Origin of the sequence: Pseudomonas sp. NCHU5216, from assembly GCF_052156495.1 — a bacterium.
In the GTDB taxonomy this organism is placed as follows: Bacteria; Pseudomonadota; Gammaproteobacteria; order Pseudomonadales; family Pseudomonadaceae; genus Aquipseudomonas.
This window is the reverse complement of sequence record NZ_JBQLIX010000003.1, coordinates 1-17,378: the sequence shown is the minus strand read 5'-3', so window position 1 is coordinate 17,378 and position 17,378 is coordinate 1. Positions and strand designations below refer to the sequence as shown.

General features: G+C 64.7%; 15 protein-coding genes and 1 pseudogene. 12 read left to right on the top strand and 4 right to left on the bottom strand.

Annotated features, from left to right (window positions below; translation table 11 throughout):
* Window positions 1–6: 6 nt before the first annotated feature.
* From ACSVIK_RS03190 to ACSVIK_RS03150, 9 genes and pseudogenes are all read left to right on the top strand, one after another.
* Window positions 7–285: a hypothetical protein gene (locus tag ACSVIK_RS03190; protein WP_268177685.1), complete on the top strand. Its 279-nt coding sequence runs from the start codon at window positions 7–9 to the stop codon at window positions 283–285.
* The gene (locus tag ACSVIK_RS03185; protein WP_442442933.1) at window positions 285–890 is read left to right on the top strand and encodes a flavin reductase family protein; all 606 of its coding nucleotides are present in this window, start codon (window positions 285–287) and stop codon (window positions 888–890) included. The genes ACSVIK_RS03190 and ACSVIK_RS03185 overlap by 1 nt, the downstream gene beginning before the upstream one ends.
* A 261-nt stretch (window positions 891–1,151) precedes the next feature.
* A pseudogene (locus ACSVIK_RS03180) lies at window positions 1,152–2,261 on the top strand (HAMP domain-containing protein); the annotation flags it as partial.
* The gene (locus ACSVIK_RS03175) at window positions 2,244–3,119 is read left to right on the top strand and encodes a methyl-accepting chemotaxis protein (RefSeq protein WP_442443140.1); all 876 of its coding nucleotides are present in this window, start codon (window positions 2,244–2,246) and stop codon (window positions 3,117–3,119) included. The pseudogene ACSVIK_RS03180 and the gene ACSVIK_RS03175, both read left to right, overlap by 18 nt.
* 146 nt (window positions 3,120–3,265) lie before the next feature.
* Entirely contained in the window at window positions 3,266–4,183 is a 918-nt protein-coding gene (locus ACSVIK_RS03170) for an AAA family ATPase (protein ID WP_442442932.1), read from the top strand.
* Window positions 4,183–5,136, top strand: coding sequence for a DUF58 domain-containing protein (locus ACSVIK_RS03165; protein WP_442442931.1), 954 nt, complete (start codon window positions 4,183–4,185; stop codon window positions 5,134–5,136). Before ACSVIK_RS03170 ends, ACSVIK_RS03165 begins: the two co-directional genes overlap by 1 nt.
* Entirely contained in the window at window positions 5,133–7,133 is a 2,001-nt protein-coding gene (locus ACSVIK_RS03160; protein ID WP_442442930.1) for a transglutaminase TgpA family protein, read from the top strand. The genes ACSVIK_RS03165 and ACSVIK_RS03160 overlap by 4 nt, the downstream gene beginning before the upstream one ends.
* A gap of 4 nt (window positions 7,134–7,137) precedes the next feature.
* Window positions 7,138–7,908, top strand: coding sequence for a CHAD domain-containing protein (locus tag ACSVIK_RS03155; RefSeq protein ID WP_442442929.1), 771 nt, complete (start codon window positions 7,138–7,140; stop codon window positions 7,906–7,908).
* 130 nt (window positions 7,909–8,038) lie between these two features.
* Window positions 8,039–8,836 carry an acyl-CoA thioesterase gene (locus ACSVIK_RS03150; RefSeq protein ID WP_442442928.1) on the top strand — a complete coding sequence of 266 codons (798 nt, stop codon included), beginning with the start codon at window positions 8,039–8,041 and terminating at the stop codon, window positions 8,834–8,836.
* Here ACSVIK_RS03150 and ACSVIK_RS03145 read toward each other — a convergent pair whose 3' ends face one another.
* On the bottom strand, window positions 8,837–10,288 hold the full coding sequence (locus tag ACSVIK_RS03145) for a methyl-accepting chemotaxis protein (RefSeq protein WP_442442927.1): 1,452 nt from the start codon (window positions 10,286–10,288) through the stop codon (window positions 8,837–8,839). It abuts the gene before it with no gap.
* A gap of 351 nt (window positions 10,289–10,639) precedes the next feature.
* The gene (locus ACSVIK_RS03140) at window positions 10,640–11,467 is read right to left on the bottom strand and encodes a TatD family hydrolase (RefSeq protein WP_442442926.1); all 828 of its coding nucleotides are present in this window, start codon (window positions 11,465–11,467) and stop codon (window positions 10,640–10,642) included.
* Window positions 11,468–11,666: 199 nt separating this feature from the next.
* Between ACSVIK_RS03140 and ACSVIK_RS03135 the strand changes: the two genes are divergently transcribed.
* Both ACSVIK_RS03135 and ACSVIK_RS03130 read left to right on the top strand, forming a co-directional pair.
* Window positions 11,667–13,079: a transglycosylase SLT domain-containing protein gene (locus tag ACSVIK_RS03135; RefSeq protein WP_442442925.1), complete on the top strand. Its 1,413-nt coding sequence runs from the start codon at window positions 11,667–11,669 to the stop codon at window positions 13,077–13,079.
* A gap of 106 nt (window positions 13,080–13,185) precedes the next feature.
* Window positions 13,186–13,620, top strand: a complete 435-nt coding sequence (locus tag ACSVIK_RS03130; protein WP_268177674.1) for a DoxX family protein — start codon at window positions 13,186–13,188, stop codon at window positions 13,618–13,620.
* 96 nt (window positions 13,621–13,716) lie between these two features.
* On the opposite strand, the gene ACSVIK_RS03125 is transcribed toward ACSVIK_RS03130, so the two are convergent.
* Window positions 13,717–14,643, bottom strand: a complete 927-nt coding sequence (locus ACSVIK_RS03125) for a LysR family transcriptional regulator (protein WP_442442924.1) — start codon at window positions 14,641–14,643, stop codon at window positions 13,717–13,719.
* 150 nt (window positions 14,644–14,793) lie between these two features.
* On the opposite strand from ACSVIK_RS03125, the gene ACSVIK_RS03120 reads away from it, so the two are divergent.
* Window positions 14,794–16,023 (top strand): acyl-CoA dehydrogenase, encoded by a 1,230-nt coding sequence (locus ACSVIK_RS03120; protein WP_442442923.1) that lies wholly within the window; start codon window positions 14,794–14,796, stop codon window positions 16,021–16,023.
* Between the two features lie 42 nt (window positions 16,024–16,065).
* Here the strand turns inward: ACSVIK_RS03120 and ACSVIK_RS03115 are convergent, their stop codons facing one another.
* A complete protein-coding gene (locus ACSVIK_RS03115; protein WP_442442922.1) occupies window positions 16,066–17,058 on the bottom strand; it encodes a TerC family protein in 993 nt (330 codons plus the stop codon).
* Window positions 17,059–17,378: the final 320 nt, after the last annotated feature.

Genomic DNA, 17,378 nt, shown 5'->3' with positions numbered 1-17,378 from the left:
TGGTCGATGAAACACTGGATCTGTTTGCCGCTGCTGGCGGTCGCGCTGAGCGGCTGTGCCGGCAAGACCGTCTACCGGGATACCTGTGCCAACCAACTGGATGCCGCCTGGAAGGAACTGAGCATCGCCGAGGCCGAAGGCTTCGCCGGTACGGTGAGTTACTCCAAGGCGCTGTCGTTGCTGACTGCGGCCAAGACTCAGCAGCAGTTCGAGGCCTACGAGGGCTGCGTCAGCAAGGCCGAGCGCGCACGCTTCTATATCCGTGAATCGCGGGCGGGCCGCTGATGCAGCTCGATTTCGCCGCGCTCAGCCCGCTGGAGGCATACCGCTGGCTGGCCTCCAGCATCACGCCCAGACCCATCGCCTGGGTCTCCACGCGCTCGCCGGACGGGGTGGCCAACCTGGCGCCGTTCAGCTTCTTCCAGATCATCAGCGACAACCCGCCCACCGTGCTGGTCAACGTCAACACCCGTGACGATGGCAGCCTCAAGGACAGCCTGCGCAATGCCCAGGCCAGCGGTGAACTGGCGATTCAACTGGTCAGCTTCGCGCAGGCCGAAGCGATGAATGCCAGCGCCGCGGTTCTGCCGCCGCAGGTCAGCGAGTTCACCCATGGCGCCATCGCCAGCCAGCCTTGCGAGCGTATCGACGTGCCGCGCGTCGCGGGAGCCGCGGTGACTTTCGAGTGCCGTGTGGCGCAGATCCAGCCCTATCCGCCCGAGCGCCCGAACTGCCACCTGATCTTTGCCGAAGTGCTGTTGGCACATATCGACGACGCCGTGCTCAACGAGCAGGGGCGTATCGACCCACTGCGGCTCGACGTGGTGGGGCGCCTGGGTGGCAGTGCTTATTGCCGTACAAGCGAGCTGTTCCACCTGCAGCGCCCCTGAGGGGCACCTCTAAAAACTACCTGCGTTGCCATCGCGGCGTTAAAAACAGGCTCATAATGCTCACTTACAGCGCGTAAACTGCGCTTTTTCGCCTGTTTTTGCCTTGCGCTGCCTGCCTCGCCTACGTTTTTAGAGGTGCCCTGATAGCACAAAAGCGACATTCTCTTAGCTGTTCAGGCCAATCGTCTGCCGGCTGGCTTGTCGCTTGCAGGTCTACACTCCTACTGTCAACGTTTAGACGTTCGTTCTGGGGAGTGGTCGATGGCAAGGTCGTTGAGTGGTCGTTTGGCCAGTCTTAGTACGGTCACCAAACTGATGCTGGGATTCTCTCTGGTGCTGGCACTCACTGTGCTGGTGGCGCTGACCGGCTTGTTGGCCCTGCGGGAAGTCAATGCTGGGGCCGAGCGCCTGGAACGCATGGCTGCCGTGGGCGATCAGGTGTTGCGCATGCGCACCACGGAGCAGGGCTTCGCCCTGAACGGCGACAAGGCGCAGGCCGAGCGCCTGCAGCAGCAGGTCGAGAGCATCCTGCAGAACAGCCAGGCGTTGCGCAGCGAACTGGGGAGCGACAGCGCCGAGGCTTTGACGCAGCTCGAGCCGCTGCTCGACCAGTACCGCACCGCCTTTCAGCATTACGTGGAGCAGACCGATGGCATGCAGCTCGCGCTGGATGCTGCCGACTGGCTGGTGGTCAGCGCCGCCAACAGCCTGGATCTGCTGCAGGAGGGCATGACCGAGGATGGCGTCGATCTGCTCAAGTCGAGCCAGGGGCAGCAAGGTGGTCTTTCGGTGCAGCAGGCCGTGCAGGTGGGCAAGATCCATCAATTGCTGCTGCAGGCCATGGGCGAGGCGCGCAAACGTCTGGAGGCCAGTCGTCGCGATGGCGAGGCCGCTGACGAGCAGATTGCCGAGGCCGTCGAGGCGCAACAACTCGCGGCCAGCCTGCGCGATGCTCTGGAGGATCCCGGCTATGCAGCGGTGTTGGCCGATGTGGTGGTCAACGTCGATTCCTTCACCGAGCGCCTCAAGGAATATTCCACCCTGCTGCAGCAGCAGAAAAAGGTCTATCAGCAGTTGGTGAGCACCGCCGAGGCCATGCTCACCCAGCTCGATCGCGTGCAGAGCCTGCAGCGCGAGGTGATGCACGGCGAACAGCGTACCAGCAGTGGCTTGATCATCCTGGTGGCGGCTTTGGCCCTGCTGCTGGGGCTGTGTGCCGCGCTTTTGATCAGCAAGCTGATCGTGCGCCCGCTGCGCCAGGTGATCACCCAGGCCGAGCGCATTGCCGCTGGCGATCTGAGCGTGCAGCTGGATGTATCGCGCGATGACGAGGTGGGCCAATTGCTCGCCGCGATGCAGCGCATGGCTGTCAATCTGCGCGACATGGTGGGGCGCCTGCAGGGTGGTGTGGAGCGGATTTCTGCGGCGGCCCAGGCGCTTTCCGGTGTCACCGAGCAGACGCGCCTGGGCGTCAACGGGCAGAAGGCGGAAACCGACCAGGTGGCGACTGCCATGAGTCAGATGGCGGCCACGGTGCATGAGGTGGCGCGCAATGCCGAGGTGGCGGCCGTGGCCACGCGCAATGCCGAGGAGCGCGTCGGCACGGGCAGCCAGGTGGTCGGGCAGACACTGCAACGTGTCGATCAACTGGCCAATGCCATGGACGCCACGACAGCCAGCATCGAGCGCCTGAGCCAGGACGCACAACGCATCGATGCGGTGCTCGACGTGATCAAGAGCGTGGCCGAGCAGACCAACCTGCTGGCACTCAATGCGGCCATCGAAGCGGCACGGGCGGGCGAGCAAGGCCGTGGCTTCGCTGTGGTCGCCGATGAGGTGCGCGCCCTGGCCCGGCGTACCCAGCAATCCACCGCCGAAATCGAGACGCTGATCGCCACGCTGCGCGAGGGCACCCAGCGTGCCGTGCAGGACATGCAGCAGAGCGCCAGCCTGGTGACCCAGGCGGTGAGCGATGCCAACCAGACCGAAGGCGCATTGGCCGCTATCTCCGAGGCGGTGGCGCAGATCTTCGATATGAACCAGCAGATTGCTGCCGCCGCCGAAGAGCAGACGGCGGTAGCCGAGGAAATCAACCGCAGCGTCACCTCGATTCGCGACATTGCCGACCAGTCGGCCCTGGCCATGGACGAAACCGCAGCGGCCAGTACGCAATTGGCCGAGCTGGGCCGCGAGCTGCAGGGTATGGCCGGACATTTTCGCCTGAGCTGAGCAGCGCTGCGCCGGTTCGTCAGCGGCGCAATCTGGTCAGCAGCTTTTGCCTGGGTTTTCACAGTTTCGTGAGCAAAGGTTACATGGCGCTTTGCCCGCTCTGAGTAGCCCAGTAGCATCGGCAGCCTGGACGCGAGGAGCCGATGATGCGAAGTAAACTGGATGCCTGTCTCGATGCGGTGAATCAGGTGCTGCTGGGCAAGGAAGGGCAGGTGCGCCTGGCCCTGGCCTGCCTCCTGGCCCGAGGCCACCTGCTGATCGAGGATCTGCCCGGGATGGGCAAAACCACCCTCAGCCACGCCCTGGCGCGCGTGCTGGGGTTGAGCTTTCAGCGTATCCAGTTCACCTCCGACCTGTTGCCCGGCGATATCCTCGGCACCTCGGTGTTCGACAAGGAGAACGGGCAGTTCGTCTTTCACCCCGGGCCGATCTTCGCCGAGCTGGTGTTGGCCGATGAGATCAATCGCGCCACGCCGAAGAGCCAGAGCGCCCTGCTCGAGGCCATGGAGGAGGGCCAGGTGACCATCGAAGGCGCCACCCGGCCCTTGCCCGAGCCGTTCTTCGTCATCGCCACGCAGAACCCGGTGAGCAGTGGCGGCACCTTCGCCCTGCCAGAGTCGCAGCTCGATCGCTTTCTCATGCGTTTGTCGCTGGGCTACCCGGCGCAGGCTGCCGAGCGTGCACTGCTGCTGGGCGACGCGCGGCGCGATCTGCTGCCGCGCCTCGAGCCCGTTCTCGACCATGCCAAATTGGCCCGCCTGCAGGCCGAGGTGCCCAAGGTGCGCGCCAGCGACGCCCTGGTGGATTACGTGTTGCGCCTGGTCGAGGCAACGCGCAGCCAGCCGCAGTTCGCCTGGGGCCTGTCGCCGCGTGCCAGCCTGGCCTTGCTCGCGGCAGCACGGGCCTGGGCGTTGCTGGCCGAGCGTGATTACGTGATCCCCGAAGACGTGCAGGCGGTATTGCCGGCCGTGGCCGGGCACCGCCTGCGCGAGCGCGCCGACCCGACCGGGCATGGCGGCGGCGGTCTGGTGCAATGGCTGCTGCGTGAAGTGCCTGCGCTCTGATGCGCCGCCTGCTCAAGCCGCAATGGTCACGCTGGCTGGCTCGGCGCATTCCGCCGGCCGCCAGCGTGCGCCTCGATCAGCGGCGTATCTTCATCCTGCCCAGCGCGGTGGGTGGCGTTTTCGCCCTGGTGCTGCTGCTGATGTTGCTGGTGGCGATCAATTACCAGAACAGCCTGGCCTATGGCCTGACCTTCCTTTTGGCGGCGGTATTCGTCGTCGCCATCCTGCATACCTATCGCAATCTGGCTGGCCTGGAGCTCAGAGCCGGTGGCGCGGCGGCGGCATTCGTCGGTGAGCAGGCCGCATTTCGCCTGCGCCTGCATAGCCAGGGTCGGGAGTACCAGGCCGTGGCCCTGGGCTGGCCGCCAACCGCCTTGCAACTGGCCGACGTGCCGGCGCTGGGGCAGGTGGAGCTGGAGCTGAGCCTCGCCACCGAGCGGCGCGGCTGGTTGCGACCGCCGCGTTTGCGTGTGGAAAGTCGCTTTCCGCTGGGGCTGCTGGTGGCCTGGAGCTGGGTCGACCTGGATCAGCCGGTGCTGGTCTACCCGCGCCCGCTGGAAGGTGAGCTGCCGCTGGCCGCAGGGCTGGCCGAAGAGGAAGAGGACGGGCAGCAGGTACGTGGTCAGGGTGCCGACGACTTCCAGGGGCTGCGCGGCTATCAGCCGGGCGACTCCAAGCGCCGTCTGGCGTGGAAGGCCTATTCCCGAGGCCATGGCTTGCAGGTCAAGGAGTTCGCCGCGCTCAGCGGACGAGAGCCGTGGCTGGACTTCGACAGCCTGGGCGGCGACCTGGAAACGCGCCTGTCGCTGCTCTGCCACTGGGTGCTGCAGCTCAGTGCTCGGCAGCAGCCATTCGGCCTGCACCTGCCAGGGCAGGTGATCGAAGTCGGACAGGGCGACGCGCACCGTGAACGTTGTCTGCGTGCCCTGGCTCTGTTCGGGGGCGAGCGATGAGCCAGCCGCTGATTCCGCGTATCGCCCTGACCTGGCTGCTGGTGGCGCAGGTGCTGGTGATCGCCCCGCACTTGCTGCATCTGCCGCTGTGGGTGGCGGGGCTGTGGCTGGTCGCGGCATTCTGGCGCGTGCAGATCTTCCGCATGCGCCTGCGTCACCCCGGCAACCTGGCCAAGGGCCTGTTGCTGGCCGCGGTGATCGGCGGCATCTTCGCCTCGCGGGGCACGCTGGTGGGCATGGAAGCGGCCACGGTGCTGCTGATCTGCACCTTCATCCTCAAGCTGGTGGAGATGCGCAGCCGGCGCGATGCCCTGGTGCTGATCTTCCTCGGTTTCTTCTGCGTGGTGACCTCCTACCTGTTCGAGGACGGCATTGTCGCGGCCCTGTACAGCCTGCTGCCGGTTCTGGCACTGCTGGCGGCGCTGCTTGGCCTGAAGCAGAGCGCCTTTGCCCGGCGCCCCTGGGCCACCCTGCGCCTGGCGGCCAGCCTGATGCTGCAGGCGGTGCCTCTGATGCTGCTGTTGTTCCTGTTCTTCCCGCGTCTGGGGCCCCTGTGGTCACTGCCAATGCCCAACGACAAGGGCATCACCGGGCTGGCCGAGAGCATGACCCCAGGGGATATTGCCGAGCTCAGCCGCTCCCCGGCGCTGGCCTTTCGCGCCAGCTTCGACGGCCCCATGCCGCCACGCAGCGAGCTCTACTGGCGGGCCCTGACCCTGGAGCATTTTGACGGTCGGCGCTGGTCGCAGTCCGGCCAGGCGGCCATCCCCCGTGCCCCGCAGTGGCAGGCCCGTGGTGAGGCGGTTCAGTACAGTATCGTCATGCAGCCGAGCAACAGGCCCTGGCTGTTCAGCCTGGACGTGGCCCAGATCAATCTGCAAGACAGCCGCATGATGAGCGATTTTCGCTGGCAGCGGCGCAGCCCGGTGGATCGTCCCTTGCTCTATCAGGCGCGCTCCTGGCCACAGGCGCTGCGCGAGGCGCAGGCCGATCCGCAACTGTTGCGGCGCGACCTGCAACTGCCGTCAGAGGGGGAACCGCGCAGCCGTGAATGGGCCGCGCAGCTCAGGCGCCAGTATCCGCAGGACGATGCGCTGGTCGCGGCCCTGTTGCAGCATTTCAACCGCCAGCCCTATCACTACACCCTGCGCCCACAACCTCTGGGCCAGAACGCCATCGACGCCTTCCTCTTCGACACTCGTGCCGGCTTCTGCGCGCACTATGCCGGGGCCATGACCTTCGTGCTGCGTGCTGCGGGTATTCCCGCAAGGGTGGTGGCCGGTTATCAGGGCGGTGAGCTGAACCCCGGAGGCAATTACCTGCTGGTGCGTCAGCTCGACGCCCACGCCTGGGTCGAGTACTGGCAGCCAGGGCAGGGCTGGCGCAGTGTCGATCCAACCTTCCAGGTGGCGCCGGAGCGGGTCGAACAGGGGCTCGCCGAGGCCCTGGGAGAGGACGAAGCCTTTCTCGAGGATCAACCCTTCTCACCATTGCGCTATCGCAACCTGACCTGGCTCAATCAGTTGCGCCTGCAATGGGATAGCCTCAACTATGGCTGGCAGCGTTGGGTGCTGGGCTACCAGGGCGAGCAGCAGGTGCAGGTGCTGCAGCGCTGGTTCGGCAGCCTGGATTGGCAGCGCCTGGCACTGGCGCTGGTCGGTAGCGGAGCCTTGCTGGTGGGGATGCTGGCACTCTGGCTGCTGAAGCCCTGGCAGCGCCGGGAGGATCCGCAGCGCCAGCTCTGGCGTCGCTTCCAGCGTATGCTGGCGCGCCATGGGGTGGTGCCGGCCGCGGGCGAGGGCATGCGCAGCTATGCCGCGCGGGCCGAGCGCGCGTTGCCCGAGCAGGCGGCGTTGATTCGCTCTTTCGCCGAGCAATACGAACGCCAGCGCTATGCTGGCCAGGCCATACCGGCTGCCGTGCTGCGACGGACCTTGCGTGAGCTGAGGCGGGCCTTGCCATGGCGCCGCCGCGTAGTAGCCGAAGAAAGGGGGTGAGGTGATGAGTACGTTCGTGGATAGCACTGTCGAGCAGCTGCTGGCACTGCAGGTGCGTTTGTACGGCTGCCGCGCGCGCCTGACAGAGGCCACCGACGACGAGGCACTGCACGATCTGCGGGTTACCTTGCGGCGGATGCGCAGCCTGCTCAGGCCCTTGCGTGGCCTGCCCACGGTGGACAGCCTGGAACAGGCCGCTGCCGCCTTGGGGCGCCTCACCGGGCCATTGCGTGACCGCGAGGTGCTGCAGGCGCAGTTGCGCCAGCTCGGCGCGAACGCCCAGGCCGATGCCATGGCCCGCGAGCTGGCGCCACGCCGGGCCGAGGTGGCCCTTGCCCGGGAGCTGGAGGATTTGCTGGTGTTGCTCGATGCCTGGCCACAGCGTTGGCGCCAGGCGGCGGCCAATGCCGAGCTGGATCACCTGCAGCGACGCATCCAGCGCCGTTTGCAGCGTCAGCAACAGCGGCTGGCATTGGCCCTGCGCGACCCGGCGCATGACCGTCATCGGCTGCGCCTGCTGATCAAGCGGGTGCGCTACGCCGCCGAGGCCTACCCGCGGGAATCTGGTCTAAGCCGCCGCGCACGGGTGCATTTGAAACACGCGCAGGGCGCTCTGGGTGACTGGCACGACAACCTGCAATGGCTGGCCCTGGCGGAAACGGAACCTGCGCTCGCGCCTTACCGGACAGCCTGGCAAGCGGCCATGCAGGCCGCCGAGCAGCAAGCCGACGACAGCCTCCTGGTATTGCGCGCGGATTTTGCCCAGGTCGACTGAGCGCCGAACCTAGGCTGGGTTCGCACCGGGCGCGACGGTGATATTTTCGCCGTCTGTTTGGCCGATGTGGCCTGCCGGCCAGGGCATCACATGCCCTAAGATCAGTGCCTTTCCCGTATTCGAGGTATTCATGACCTTTTCCGAGTTGCTGCAAGCAGTGCGCAACCAGCCTGACGCGTTGGTGATTCCCGCTACCTGGGCCCAGGGCCGTGCCGGTTTCGGTGGTCTGGTCGCCGCGCTGGCTTACGAGGTGATGCGCGCCAAGGTGCCGGCAGGACGCCCTGTACGCTCCCTGGCGATCACCTTCGTCGGGCCGGTGGCACCTGAGGTGCCGGTATGCTTCGAGGCCGAGGTGCTGCGTGAGGGCAAGGCAGTCAGCCAGATGGCCCTGCGCGCGACCCAGGAGGGTCAGGTGGTGACTCTGGTGCAGGGCAGCTTCGGTGCGGCGAGAGAGTCAGCCATCGATGTGGCGCCGCTACCGGCACCGAGCATGAAGGCGGTGGAGCAGTGCCAGGAGCTGCCCTACATCCGCAATGTCACCCCCGAATTCACCCGTTACCTGGCCATGCGCTGGGGCATCGGCGGCATGCCCTTCAGCAACAACCCCTCACGGCAGATGGGTGGTTGGGTGCGTCTGAAGGGCGAAACCGAAGCGCAAGCGGTTACCGAGGCGCACCTGCTGGCCCTAGTCGACGCCTGGCCACCTGCCGTGCTGCAGCATCTGAAGAGCCCGGCTCCGGGTAGTTCATTGACCTGGACCATCGAGTTCGTCCAGCCGCTGCATGACCTGAGCACCGAGCACTGGTGCCTGTACCACGCCGAGATCGAGCACGCGCGCGATGGTTACGGCCATGTCGCAGCCGGGCTGTGGAGCCCGAGCGGCGAGCTGATCGCACTGAGTCGGCAGACGGTCACGGTGTTCGGCTGATCACAGCTTGAGCTGACCGATGGCGCGGCTGAGCTGGCCCGCCAGTTCGGCCAATTGCTGGCTGGTGGCGGCGGACTCCAGGGTCTGCCCCACGGTCTGCTCGGTGACGTCGCGGATGCCCACCACCGAGCGGCTCATTTCCTCGGCCACCTGGCTCTGCTGGTTGGCCGCCACGGCGATTTGCGTATTGCTTTCGCGCATCAGCGCCACGGCCGCGGTGATCGCAGCCAGCGACTCGCCCGCTTCCTGAGCAAGCTGCACGCAATGGGTGGCGTTCTCCGAGCTCTCACGCATGAACTCCACGGCATCGCGAGTGCCGCCTTGCAGGTTGCCGATCATCTGGGTGATTTCATCGGTGGAGCTTTGCACGCGCTTGGCCAGATTACGCACCTCATCGGCCACCACGGCGAAGCCGCGACCCATTTCGCCGGCCCGCGCCGCCTCGATGGCGGCATTCAGTGCCAGCAGATTGGTCTGCTCGGCGATGCCATGGATCACCGCCACCACCTGGCTGATGCGCTGGCTGTCCTCGGCCAGACGCTCGATGCTGCCGGCGCTCTGGCGTACCCCTTGCGACAGGGCGTCGATGGATTGCTCGACGCGCTCGACCACCTGTTGGCCGGCACGGGCGAGCTGATCGGCGTTGAGCGACTGGTCACGGGTGGTACTGGCATGTTCGGCGATGTGCTGCACCGTGGCAGACATCTCGTTGATCGCGGTGGCGGCCTGGTCGGTCTCGCTCTGCTGGGCGAGCATGCCCTGGCGCACACTGCCCATGTGCCGGGCCAGGTTGCTGGTGCCGCTGTCCAGTTCGCCAGCCACCTGGCCCACGGTGCCCACCACGCGCTGGTAACCGGCCTGCATGGCATTGAAGGCGGCGGCCATCTGGCCCACTTCGTCGCGGCTGGAGAGCGGTACACGCAGGGACAGGTCGCCACTGCGCTCGGCCTGCAGCATGACGTCCTTGAGCGTGTTGAGGTGGCTGAGCAGAAAGCGGATCAGCAGTTGCGAGGCTGCCAGCAGCAGGAGCATCAGCAGGGCGACGGCCAGTGCATAGCTGGCGGCGTGCTCGGCGAACAGTTGCAGCAGGCTTGGCGCCTTGACCTGCAACGCCGCCTGGCGGCCGTCGGCCAGCTTGAAGCGCTGCGCGCCAATGCTCGGTGAGTCGCCGAACCAGGCATCATGCTGCAGCGCTTGCCAACCACTGGTATCGGCTTGGCCAACGGCCTGGTCGAGTATTTTCAGTTCGGCCAGTTGCGGCAGCGGGCTTTGCTGTGGCCATTGCTGCAGCAGACGTGCCTGCTGGCTGGCAGCCTGGCGAGCGTCGTCGATGCGGGCCGACCGTTCGATATGCAAGGCGAACAGTACCAGCATCAGGGTGATGGCGAAGGCGACGGCGTTTACCGCCCAGAACTTGTATTTGAGGGAAAGATTGCTGATCCAGGCGCCCATGCTCATAGAGTCCATTTTCTTGCGATGATTATTAGGGTCTGTTGCCGTTTCGACGCGAGCCGCGTTGCTGCGCCAAATTGTGCCAGGCAAGGCGTGGGATGCAGGTAATGGTCGTTCCCTTGCCAAATCCCACAACGACGCATGGCGCAATTTACCGCGCAACCCGCAGGGACGGGCCAGTTTTTGCGTGGTGCGTCGTTACTCGGCGGCTCATTTGGGCGACCAAACTTCGCGTCTCGCGCCTAGCCCCACGCAAAAACTGGCTCCGTCGCGGCCGTGCGCGAAACGGCAACAGACCCTAGCTATTTGCCATCAGTATGCCTCAGGCATCTGTCGGCTGCTTGACGTCAATCAAAGGTCGGATGCACTACCTTCAAGTATGGTCGGTAATGCGAAGAAGTCGCGAGCGGTGGCACTGGTTTGTTTGGCCAGTGCTTCCTGGCTCTGCTGACGGTGCAGAGCGACCTCGCGCAGCACCTCGGTGAGGAAGGCCGGTTCGTTGCGCCCGCTCTTGGGTTTGGGTCGCAGCGTGCGGGGCAGCAGGAAGGGCGAATCGGTTTCCAGCATCAGGCGCTCGCCGGGGATGTCCTTGAGCAGCGGGTGCAGGTGCGTGCCGCGCCGCTCGTCACAGACCCAGCCGGTGATGCCGATATGCAGGTCGAGATCGAGGTAGGCGTACAGCGCCTGGCGTTCCCCGGTGAAGCAATGCACCACGGCGGCCGGCAGGTGATCGCGAAAGTCGCGCAGTATCTCCAGTAGGCGCTGGCTGGCAGCACGCTCGTGCAGGAACACCGGCTTGCGCAACTGCACTGCCAGTGCCAGTTGCGCCTCCAGGGCTTTTTCCTGCTGGGGGCGGGGGGAGAAATCGCGGTCGAAATCCAGGCCACACTCGCCGACGGCGCGTACCTGCGGCTCGGCGAGCAGGTCTTGCAGGGCATTGCCGGTCGCGGCGTTCCAGCTACTGGCATCGTGCGGGTGTACCCCGGCGGTGCTGAACAGGCGCTGGCCGCCAGCGTCCAACTGTCGGCAAAGCGCCAGGCTGGCTTCGCTTTCGGCGACACTGGTGCCGGTCAGCACCCACTGGCAGACACCGGCTGCCTGCGCGCGCTCCAACAAGGCCTCGGCCTGCGGAGCCAGGCTGGGGTGAGTGAGATTGACGCCGATATCGATGAGCTGCATGGTGCCACCTGAGCATTGCCTGGGCGGAGCATAACAGATCTCCTCCGCCGGTCAGAAAAGCCATCATTTACAGGAACTTGTGTCGTGTTTTTAAGGTTGGAGAGAGCTTCGAGGTGGCGCAGTTCACCCAAGCTGTGCGACCCTCCGCCACCTTTTCGCTGGCCGACGAAGCCTTCGTCGGTGCCCATGGAGACCGCTATTGCGCCTGCTGCTGATCCTCTGCCTTCTGGCGCTCTTGCCGCTGCCCGCCAGCGCGCGCCTGGCCGGGCCGCCAGAGGTCAGTCGTCAGCCTAGCCAGAGTCGCGATCTGCCGGCGATTCGCAGTAGTGGCGAGTTGCGTGTGCTGGTCAACCAGAGCCGCAACAGCTCGGGTTCGGTCAAGGGGCAGAGCATTGGCGTCGAGTACCATCGGCTGCGCGCTTTCGAGCAGTACCTCAACCGTAATGCGCGGGATGGCCGCAGCCTGACCCTGAAGGTGATACCCAAGGCCAAGGATCAGCTCCTGGCCGCCTTGCAGCGAGGCGAAGGCGATCTGGTCGCGCCCGGCGAGCTGCTCAACGTGCGTACCGGGCATGATGTCAGTGCCAGCACGGCGATTCGTCGCGAGGTACCGCTGGTGCTGGTATCCAAACAGGGCAACCGGCATTACCTCAGCTTCGAGCAGTTGGCCGGACGCAGCCTGTCGTTGCCTGCCGGTAGCGCCGTGGGCGAGTCGCTGCGCGAGATCAATCAGCGCCTGGTCGAGCGCAAGTTGCCGCCTATCGTGGTGGAGTGGGTCGACCCCAGCCTGGCGGTGGAGGACGTGCTGGAGATGGTGCAGGCGGGTATCTTCGAGCGTACCGCCGTGGAGCTGCCGATTGCCGAACGTTGGGCCAAGGTGATGCCCAAGCTGCGCGTCGACCGCCATCTGGTGTTTGCTCGCGATGGTGAGATGAAGTGGTTCGTGCGCCCGGATGCCCCCATGCTGCGGGCGAGCATCGACCGTTTCCTGGCCAGCTATAAGGCACCGGCCGATCAGGACGCCACTTTCCAGCGCGTCTATCGTCGTCTGTACAAGGTGCATTCGCCGTTCGGTCGTACCGAGCGGCAGCGCCTGGAGAAAGTGCGACCGGTGCTGCAGCAGCATGCCCAGCAGAACGATCTCGACTGGCTGATGCTGGCAGCGCTGGCCTTCAAGGAGTCGACCCTGAACCCGGCGGCCCGTGGTGCCAGCGGCGCCACGGGGCTGATGCAGATAACCCCGGCAGCGGCGCGCAGTGTCGGTGTCAGCAACATTCAGACTCTTGCTGGCAACGTCCAGGCCAGCAGCAAGTACCTGGCGAAGATTCGGCGTAACTTCTTCAATAGTGCTCAGCTCAACGAGCGCGAACGCATGGCCTTCGTCCTGGCGGCCTACAACCTGGGCCCGCAACGGGTGCAGGGACTGCGCGCCGAGGCGCGGCGGCGCGGCCTCAACCCCAACCAGTGGTTCTTTCAGGTGGAGCGGGTGGCCATGGAGCAGATGGGCATGGGCGTGGTGAGCTACGTCAATGCGGTCAACAAGTACTACCTGGCCTATGACCGGGAGCGTTATTCGTTGGAATCGCAGGGGCGGCGGGTCACGGTCAAGTAATAATCTAATTTATCGATGTTTATTAGCGGTATTCTGCGTTTTTATTATCGATAGATTTGGATGATTCTAGGCGCCGTCAACCCCCACTCACCAAGGAACTCCCGCAATGAACGCACTGCTCAAGAACATCACCGCGACCCAGGCCGGCTTCGGCATCACCTTGCTGCGCATCGTCACCGGCCTCATCTTCGCCGCTCACGGCTCGCAGAAACTCTTCGGCTGGTTCGGCGGCTACGGCCTGGCGGGCGTAGCGCAGTGGATGGAAAGCATCGGCCTGGCCCCGGGCTATCTGATGGCGCTGATGGCCGGTAGTGCCGAGTTCTTCGGTGGCCTGGCACTGATCATCGGCCTGCTGGTACGCCCGGCGGCAGCGGTGTTGGGTGTGACCATGCTGGTGGCGATCTTCAGCGTACACCTGGCCAATGGCTTCTTCATGAGCAACAACGGCTACGAATTCGCCTTGGCGCTGCTGGCCATCAGCGTTGCGCTGGTGTTCGAGGGAGCGGGCAAGCTGTCGCTGGATGGCAAGCTGGCCCGCTGATTTTCCTTCCGGCTGCGAAGAGGCCCGCCCTGTGCGGGCCTCTTGCGTTCAGGAGGGGATGGTGGGGGCGTAGATGTGCGGTGCGCATAGCGCACCCTACGCCTGTTCGGCCTTTTTCTCCTGGGCGGTGACGTGCTGGGCCAGTTCGATCATCTGCTCGCGCATCCAGCGGTTGGCCGGATCCTGGTCGGTGCTTTCATGCCAATAGAGGTGAGTTTCCAGAGAGGGCACATCATTCACCGGCAGCTCGACATGGTGCAGGTTGTGACGGCGGGCGAAGCGCGATGGCACGGTCATGACCATGTCGGTCTGCTGCATCACGCTACTGGCCATCAGGTAGTGCTGGGAGCGCAAGGCTATGCGGCGCTGAATGCCCATCTTGCCCAGGGCCAGATCCACGTAACCCAGGCCGCTGCGCCGGCTGGAGATGTGGATATGGGGCAGCGACAGATATTCGTCGAGGCTGATCCTGTCCTTGGCCAGCGGGTGACCGAGGCGCATGGCGCAGACGTAGCGATCTTCCAGCAGCTTGACATGCCGCACCTGTGGGTCGGTGTTGAGGGGCACGTCGACGGCGAAATCCAGGCGCCCGGCGGCCAGCTCCTTGGTGGTTTCGCGGCGCTTGGCGAGAAAGCTCTCGATGCAGACGTTCGGCGCCAGGCGGCGCAGGCGCTGGAACAGCGGCGGCAGGAGAATCTGTTCGGAGAGGTCGGTCATGCTGATGCGGTAGGTCTTGCCGGCCTGCTGCGGGTTGAAGGTGCGACTTTCCTGCACCGATACGCGCAAGAGCTGCAGGGCATTGCGCACCGGGCCGATGATGTTCTGCGCCATGGGGGTGGGCACCATGCCCTGGGCGGTACGCACGAACAGCGGATCGTTGAAGGTTTCGCGCAGGCGGGCGAGGGCGTTGGAGACGGCCGGCTGAGTGATGCCGACGATCTGCCCGGCTCGGGTCAGATTGGCTTCGGTATAAATCGCGTCGAATACGATGAAAAGGTTGAGATCCACCTTGGTCAGGTTCATGCCGAAAGCGCTCCAGAGGGTCTTGTTATGGGGCGATCATATATCGGTTATGAATGTTCATACACGCTGAAAATAGGTTCGATAAATTTTCTATGCTGCTCTAGCATGATTTTCACGACTTCACCTACAGCTCTCTCGGAAGGTATCGCCATGAATTTCGCTTACTCCCCCAAGGTTCAAGAACTGCGTGAGCGCGTCACGGCGTTCATGGAGGCGCATGTCTATCCGGCCGAGACGCTGTTCGAGCAGCAGGTGGCTGAAGGGGATCGCTGGCAGCCTACGGCGATCATGGAAGAGCTCAAGGCCAAGGCCAAGGCCGAGGGTTTGTGGAACCTGTTCCTGCCCGAATCGGACTACGGCGCCGGCCTGAGCAACACCGAATACGCGCCGCTGGCGGAGATCATGGGCCGCTCGCTGATCGGCCCGGAGCCGTTCAACTGCGCCGCGCCGGATACCGGCAACATGGAGGTGCTGGTGCGCTACGGCAACGAGGCGCAGAAACAGCAATGGCTGGAGCCGCTGCTCGACGGCACGATCCGTTCCGCCTTCGCCATGACCGAGCCGGGCGTGGCCTCCTCTGACGCCACCAACATGCAGGCCAACGCCCGTCGCGAGGGTGACGAGTGGGTGATCAACGGTCGCAAATGGTGGACGTCGGGCGCCTGCGACCCGCGCTGCAAGGTGATGATCTTCATGGGCCTGACCAACCCGGATGCCCCCCGTCATCAGCAGCATTCGATGATCCTGGTGCCGATGGACGCGCCAGGTGTGACCGTGCTGCGCCCGCTGCCGGTGTTCGGCTACGACGACGCCCCGCATGGCCATGCCGAGGTGCTGTTCGAGAACGTGCGCGTGCCTTACGACAACGTGCTGCTGGGCGAGGGGCGCGGCTTCGAGATCGCCCAGGGCCGCCTCGGCCCGGGCCGTATCCACCACTGCATGCGTTCGATCGGCATGGCCGAACGCGCCCTGGAACTGATGTGCAAGCGCGCCGTGAGCCGTACCGCCTTCGGCAAGCCGCTGGCACGCCTGGGCGGCAACATCGACCACATCGCCGACTCGCGCATGGAGATCAACCAGGCGCGCCTGCTGACGCTCAATGCGGCGTTCATGATGGACACCGTAGGCAACAAGATCGCCGCCAGCGAGATCGCCCAGATCAAGGTGGTGGCGCCCAACGTCGCGCTCAAGGTGATCGACCGGGCGATCCAGATGCACGGCGGGGCCGGCGTCTCCAACGACTTCCCGCTGGCCTACTGGTACGCCATGCAGCGCACCCTGCGCCTGGCCGACGGCCCGGACGAGGTGCACCGCGCGGCCATCGGCAAGTACGAGATCGGCAAGTACGTGCCCCGCGAGATGATGAAAGCCAGCCGCTGAACAGTACGAGGCCCGCGATTGCGGGCCTCGGACTTTCATGGGTCAGTGTTGCGACGGTTGCCCCTGGTCGCGGGTCTTGAGCAGGGACAGCAGCACGCCACCGCCCAGCAGGCCCAGGGTCACAGCGAGGGAGAGCAGGGCAGGCACCTTGATCAGGTCATGAAGGAAGATCTTGCCGCCGATGTACATGAGCACCAGTGCCAGGGCGTACTTGAGGTAGACGAAACGGTGCATCAGCGCCGCCAGGGCGAAGTACAGCGCGCGCAGGCCGAGGATGGCGAAGATGTTCGAGGTGTAGACGATGAACGGATCCTGCGAGATCGACAGCACCGCCGGCACGCTGTCCACGGCGAACACCAGGTCAGCCAGCTCGATCAGCACCAGAGCCAACAGCAGCGGTGTGGCATACAGCAGCGCCTTGCCGCTGGCCCGATCCTGCAGGCGCACCAGGAAGCGGCCGCCATGCAGCTCGTCGCTGACACGGATGTGCTTGCGCACGAAGCGCATCACCGGGTTCTGCGCCAGATCCGGATGGCTTTCCTCGTCGCCACCGCGCAGCATCTTGATGCCGCTGAACAGCAGGAAGGCTCCGAACAGGTAGAGAATCCAGTCGAACTGCTGCACCAGAGCCGTGCCCAGGCCGATCATGATGGCGCGCAGCACGATCACCCCGAGAATGCCCCAGAACAGCACGCGATGCTGGTACTTACGCGGAATGTTGAAATAGCCGAGGATCATCGCCATGACGAACACGTTGTCCATCGACAGCGATTGTTCCACCAGAAATCCGGTGTAGTACTCCATGGCCTTGGTGGCGCCGAGCTGCCACCAGATCCAGCCACCGAAGGCGACGCCGACACTGAAATAGCCCGAGTACAGCAGCAGGCTCTCGCGCATCTCGATCTCGTGCTGATCGCGATGCAGCACACCGAGGTCGAGCACCAGCAGGAAAATGATCAGCAGCAGGAAGGCCAGCCAGAACCAGCCAGGTGTACCGAAGATGGGGGATGTGAAAAAGGCAAGTAGAGCGTCCATGAGCCCTCCCTATGTCTGCCTGAGTTGAAAGAATTCACTCAGTGACTCCGACATCACGGTGAGAGGCTCACCGCCAGAGGGGCCCGGCGTCACGCGTGGCGAAGACTAGCGTCGAGTCGAGATTCTGCCAACCCCCGCGTGAGGGATTATTTTGGGTTGATTGCAGCTTAGGGGGAATGTTTGGTTTGATGCCGGACTGGCAAGTTTGTGTGTTTTTGGTGTTCTGGACGCCGCTTCGGTGTGTTCAGATATTCCGGGTTTCGCCCCCTCGGGCGACTCACTTTTCTTTGAAGTGCGCAAAGAAAAGTAAGCAAAAGAAA

Coding starts and splice junctions, on each gene's coding strand:
- ACSVIK_RS03125 (WP_442442924.1), bottom strand. CDS start 14,643: ATGAACCTGACCAAGGTGGATCTCAACCTTTTCATCGTATTCGACGCG.
- ACSVIK_RS03155 (WP_442442929.1), top strand. CDS start 7,138: ATGAGTACGTTCGTGGATAGCACTGTCGAGCAGCTGCTGGCACTGCAG.
- ACSVIK_RS03165 (WP_442442931.1), top strand. CDS start 4,183: ATGCGCCGCCTGCTCAAGCCGCAATGGTCACGCTGGCTGGCTCGGCGC.
- ACSVIK_RS03120 (WP_442442923.1), top strand. CDS start 14,794: ATGAATTTCGCTTACTCCCCCAAGGTTCAAGAACTGCGTGAGCGCGTC.
- ACSVIK_RS03115 (WP_442442922.1), bottom strand. CDS start 17,058: ATGGACGCTCTACTTGCCTTTTTCACATCCCCCATCTTCGGTACACCT.
- ACSVIK_RS03175 (WP_442443140.1), top strand. CDS start 2,244: ATGCAGCGCATGGCTGTCAATCTGCGCGACATGGTGGGGCGCCTGCAG.
- ACSVIK_RS03140 (WP_442442926.1), bottom strand. CDS start 11,467: ATGCAGCTCATCGATATCGGCGTCAATCTCACTCACCCCAGCCTGGCT.
- ACSVIK_RS03190 (WP_268177685.1), top strand. CDS start 7: ATGAAACACTGGATCTGTTTGCCGCTGCTGGCGGTCGCGCTGAGCGGC.
- ACSVIK_RS03160 (WP_442442930.1), top strand. CDS start 5,133: ATGAGCCAGCCGCTGATTCCGCGTATCGCCCTGACCTGGCTGCTGGTG.
- ACSVIK_RS03145 (WP_442442927.1), bottom strand. CDS start 10,288: ATGGGCGCCTGGATCAGCAATCTTTCCCTCAAATACAAGTTCTGGGCG.
- ACSVIK_RS03185 (WP_442442933.1), top strand. CDS start 285: ATGCAGCTCGATTTCGCCGCGCTCAGCCCGCTGGAGGCATACCGCTGG.
- ACSVIK_RS03150 (WP_442442928.1), top strand. CDS start 8,039: ATGACCTTTTCCGAGTTGCTGCAAGCAGTGCGCAACCAGCCTGACGCG.
- ACSVIK_RS03130 (WP_268177674.1), top strand. CDS start 13,186: ATGAACGCACTGCTCAAGAACATCACCGCGACCCAGGCCGGCTTCGGC.
- ACSVIK_RS03170 (WP_442442932.1), top strand. CDS start 3,266: ATGCGAAGTAAACTGGATGCCTGTCTCGATGCGGTGAATCAGGTGCTG.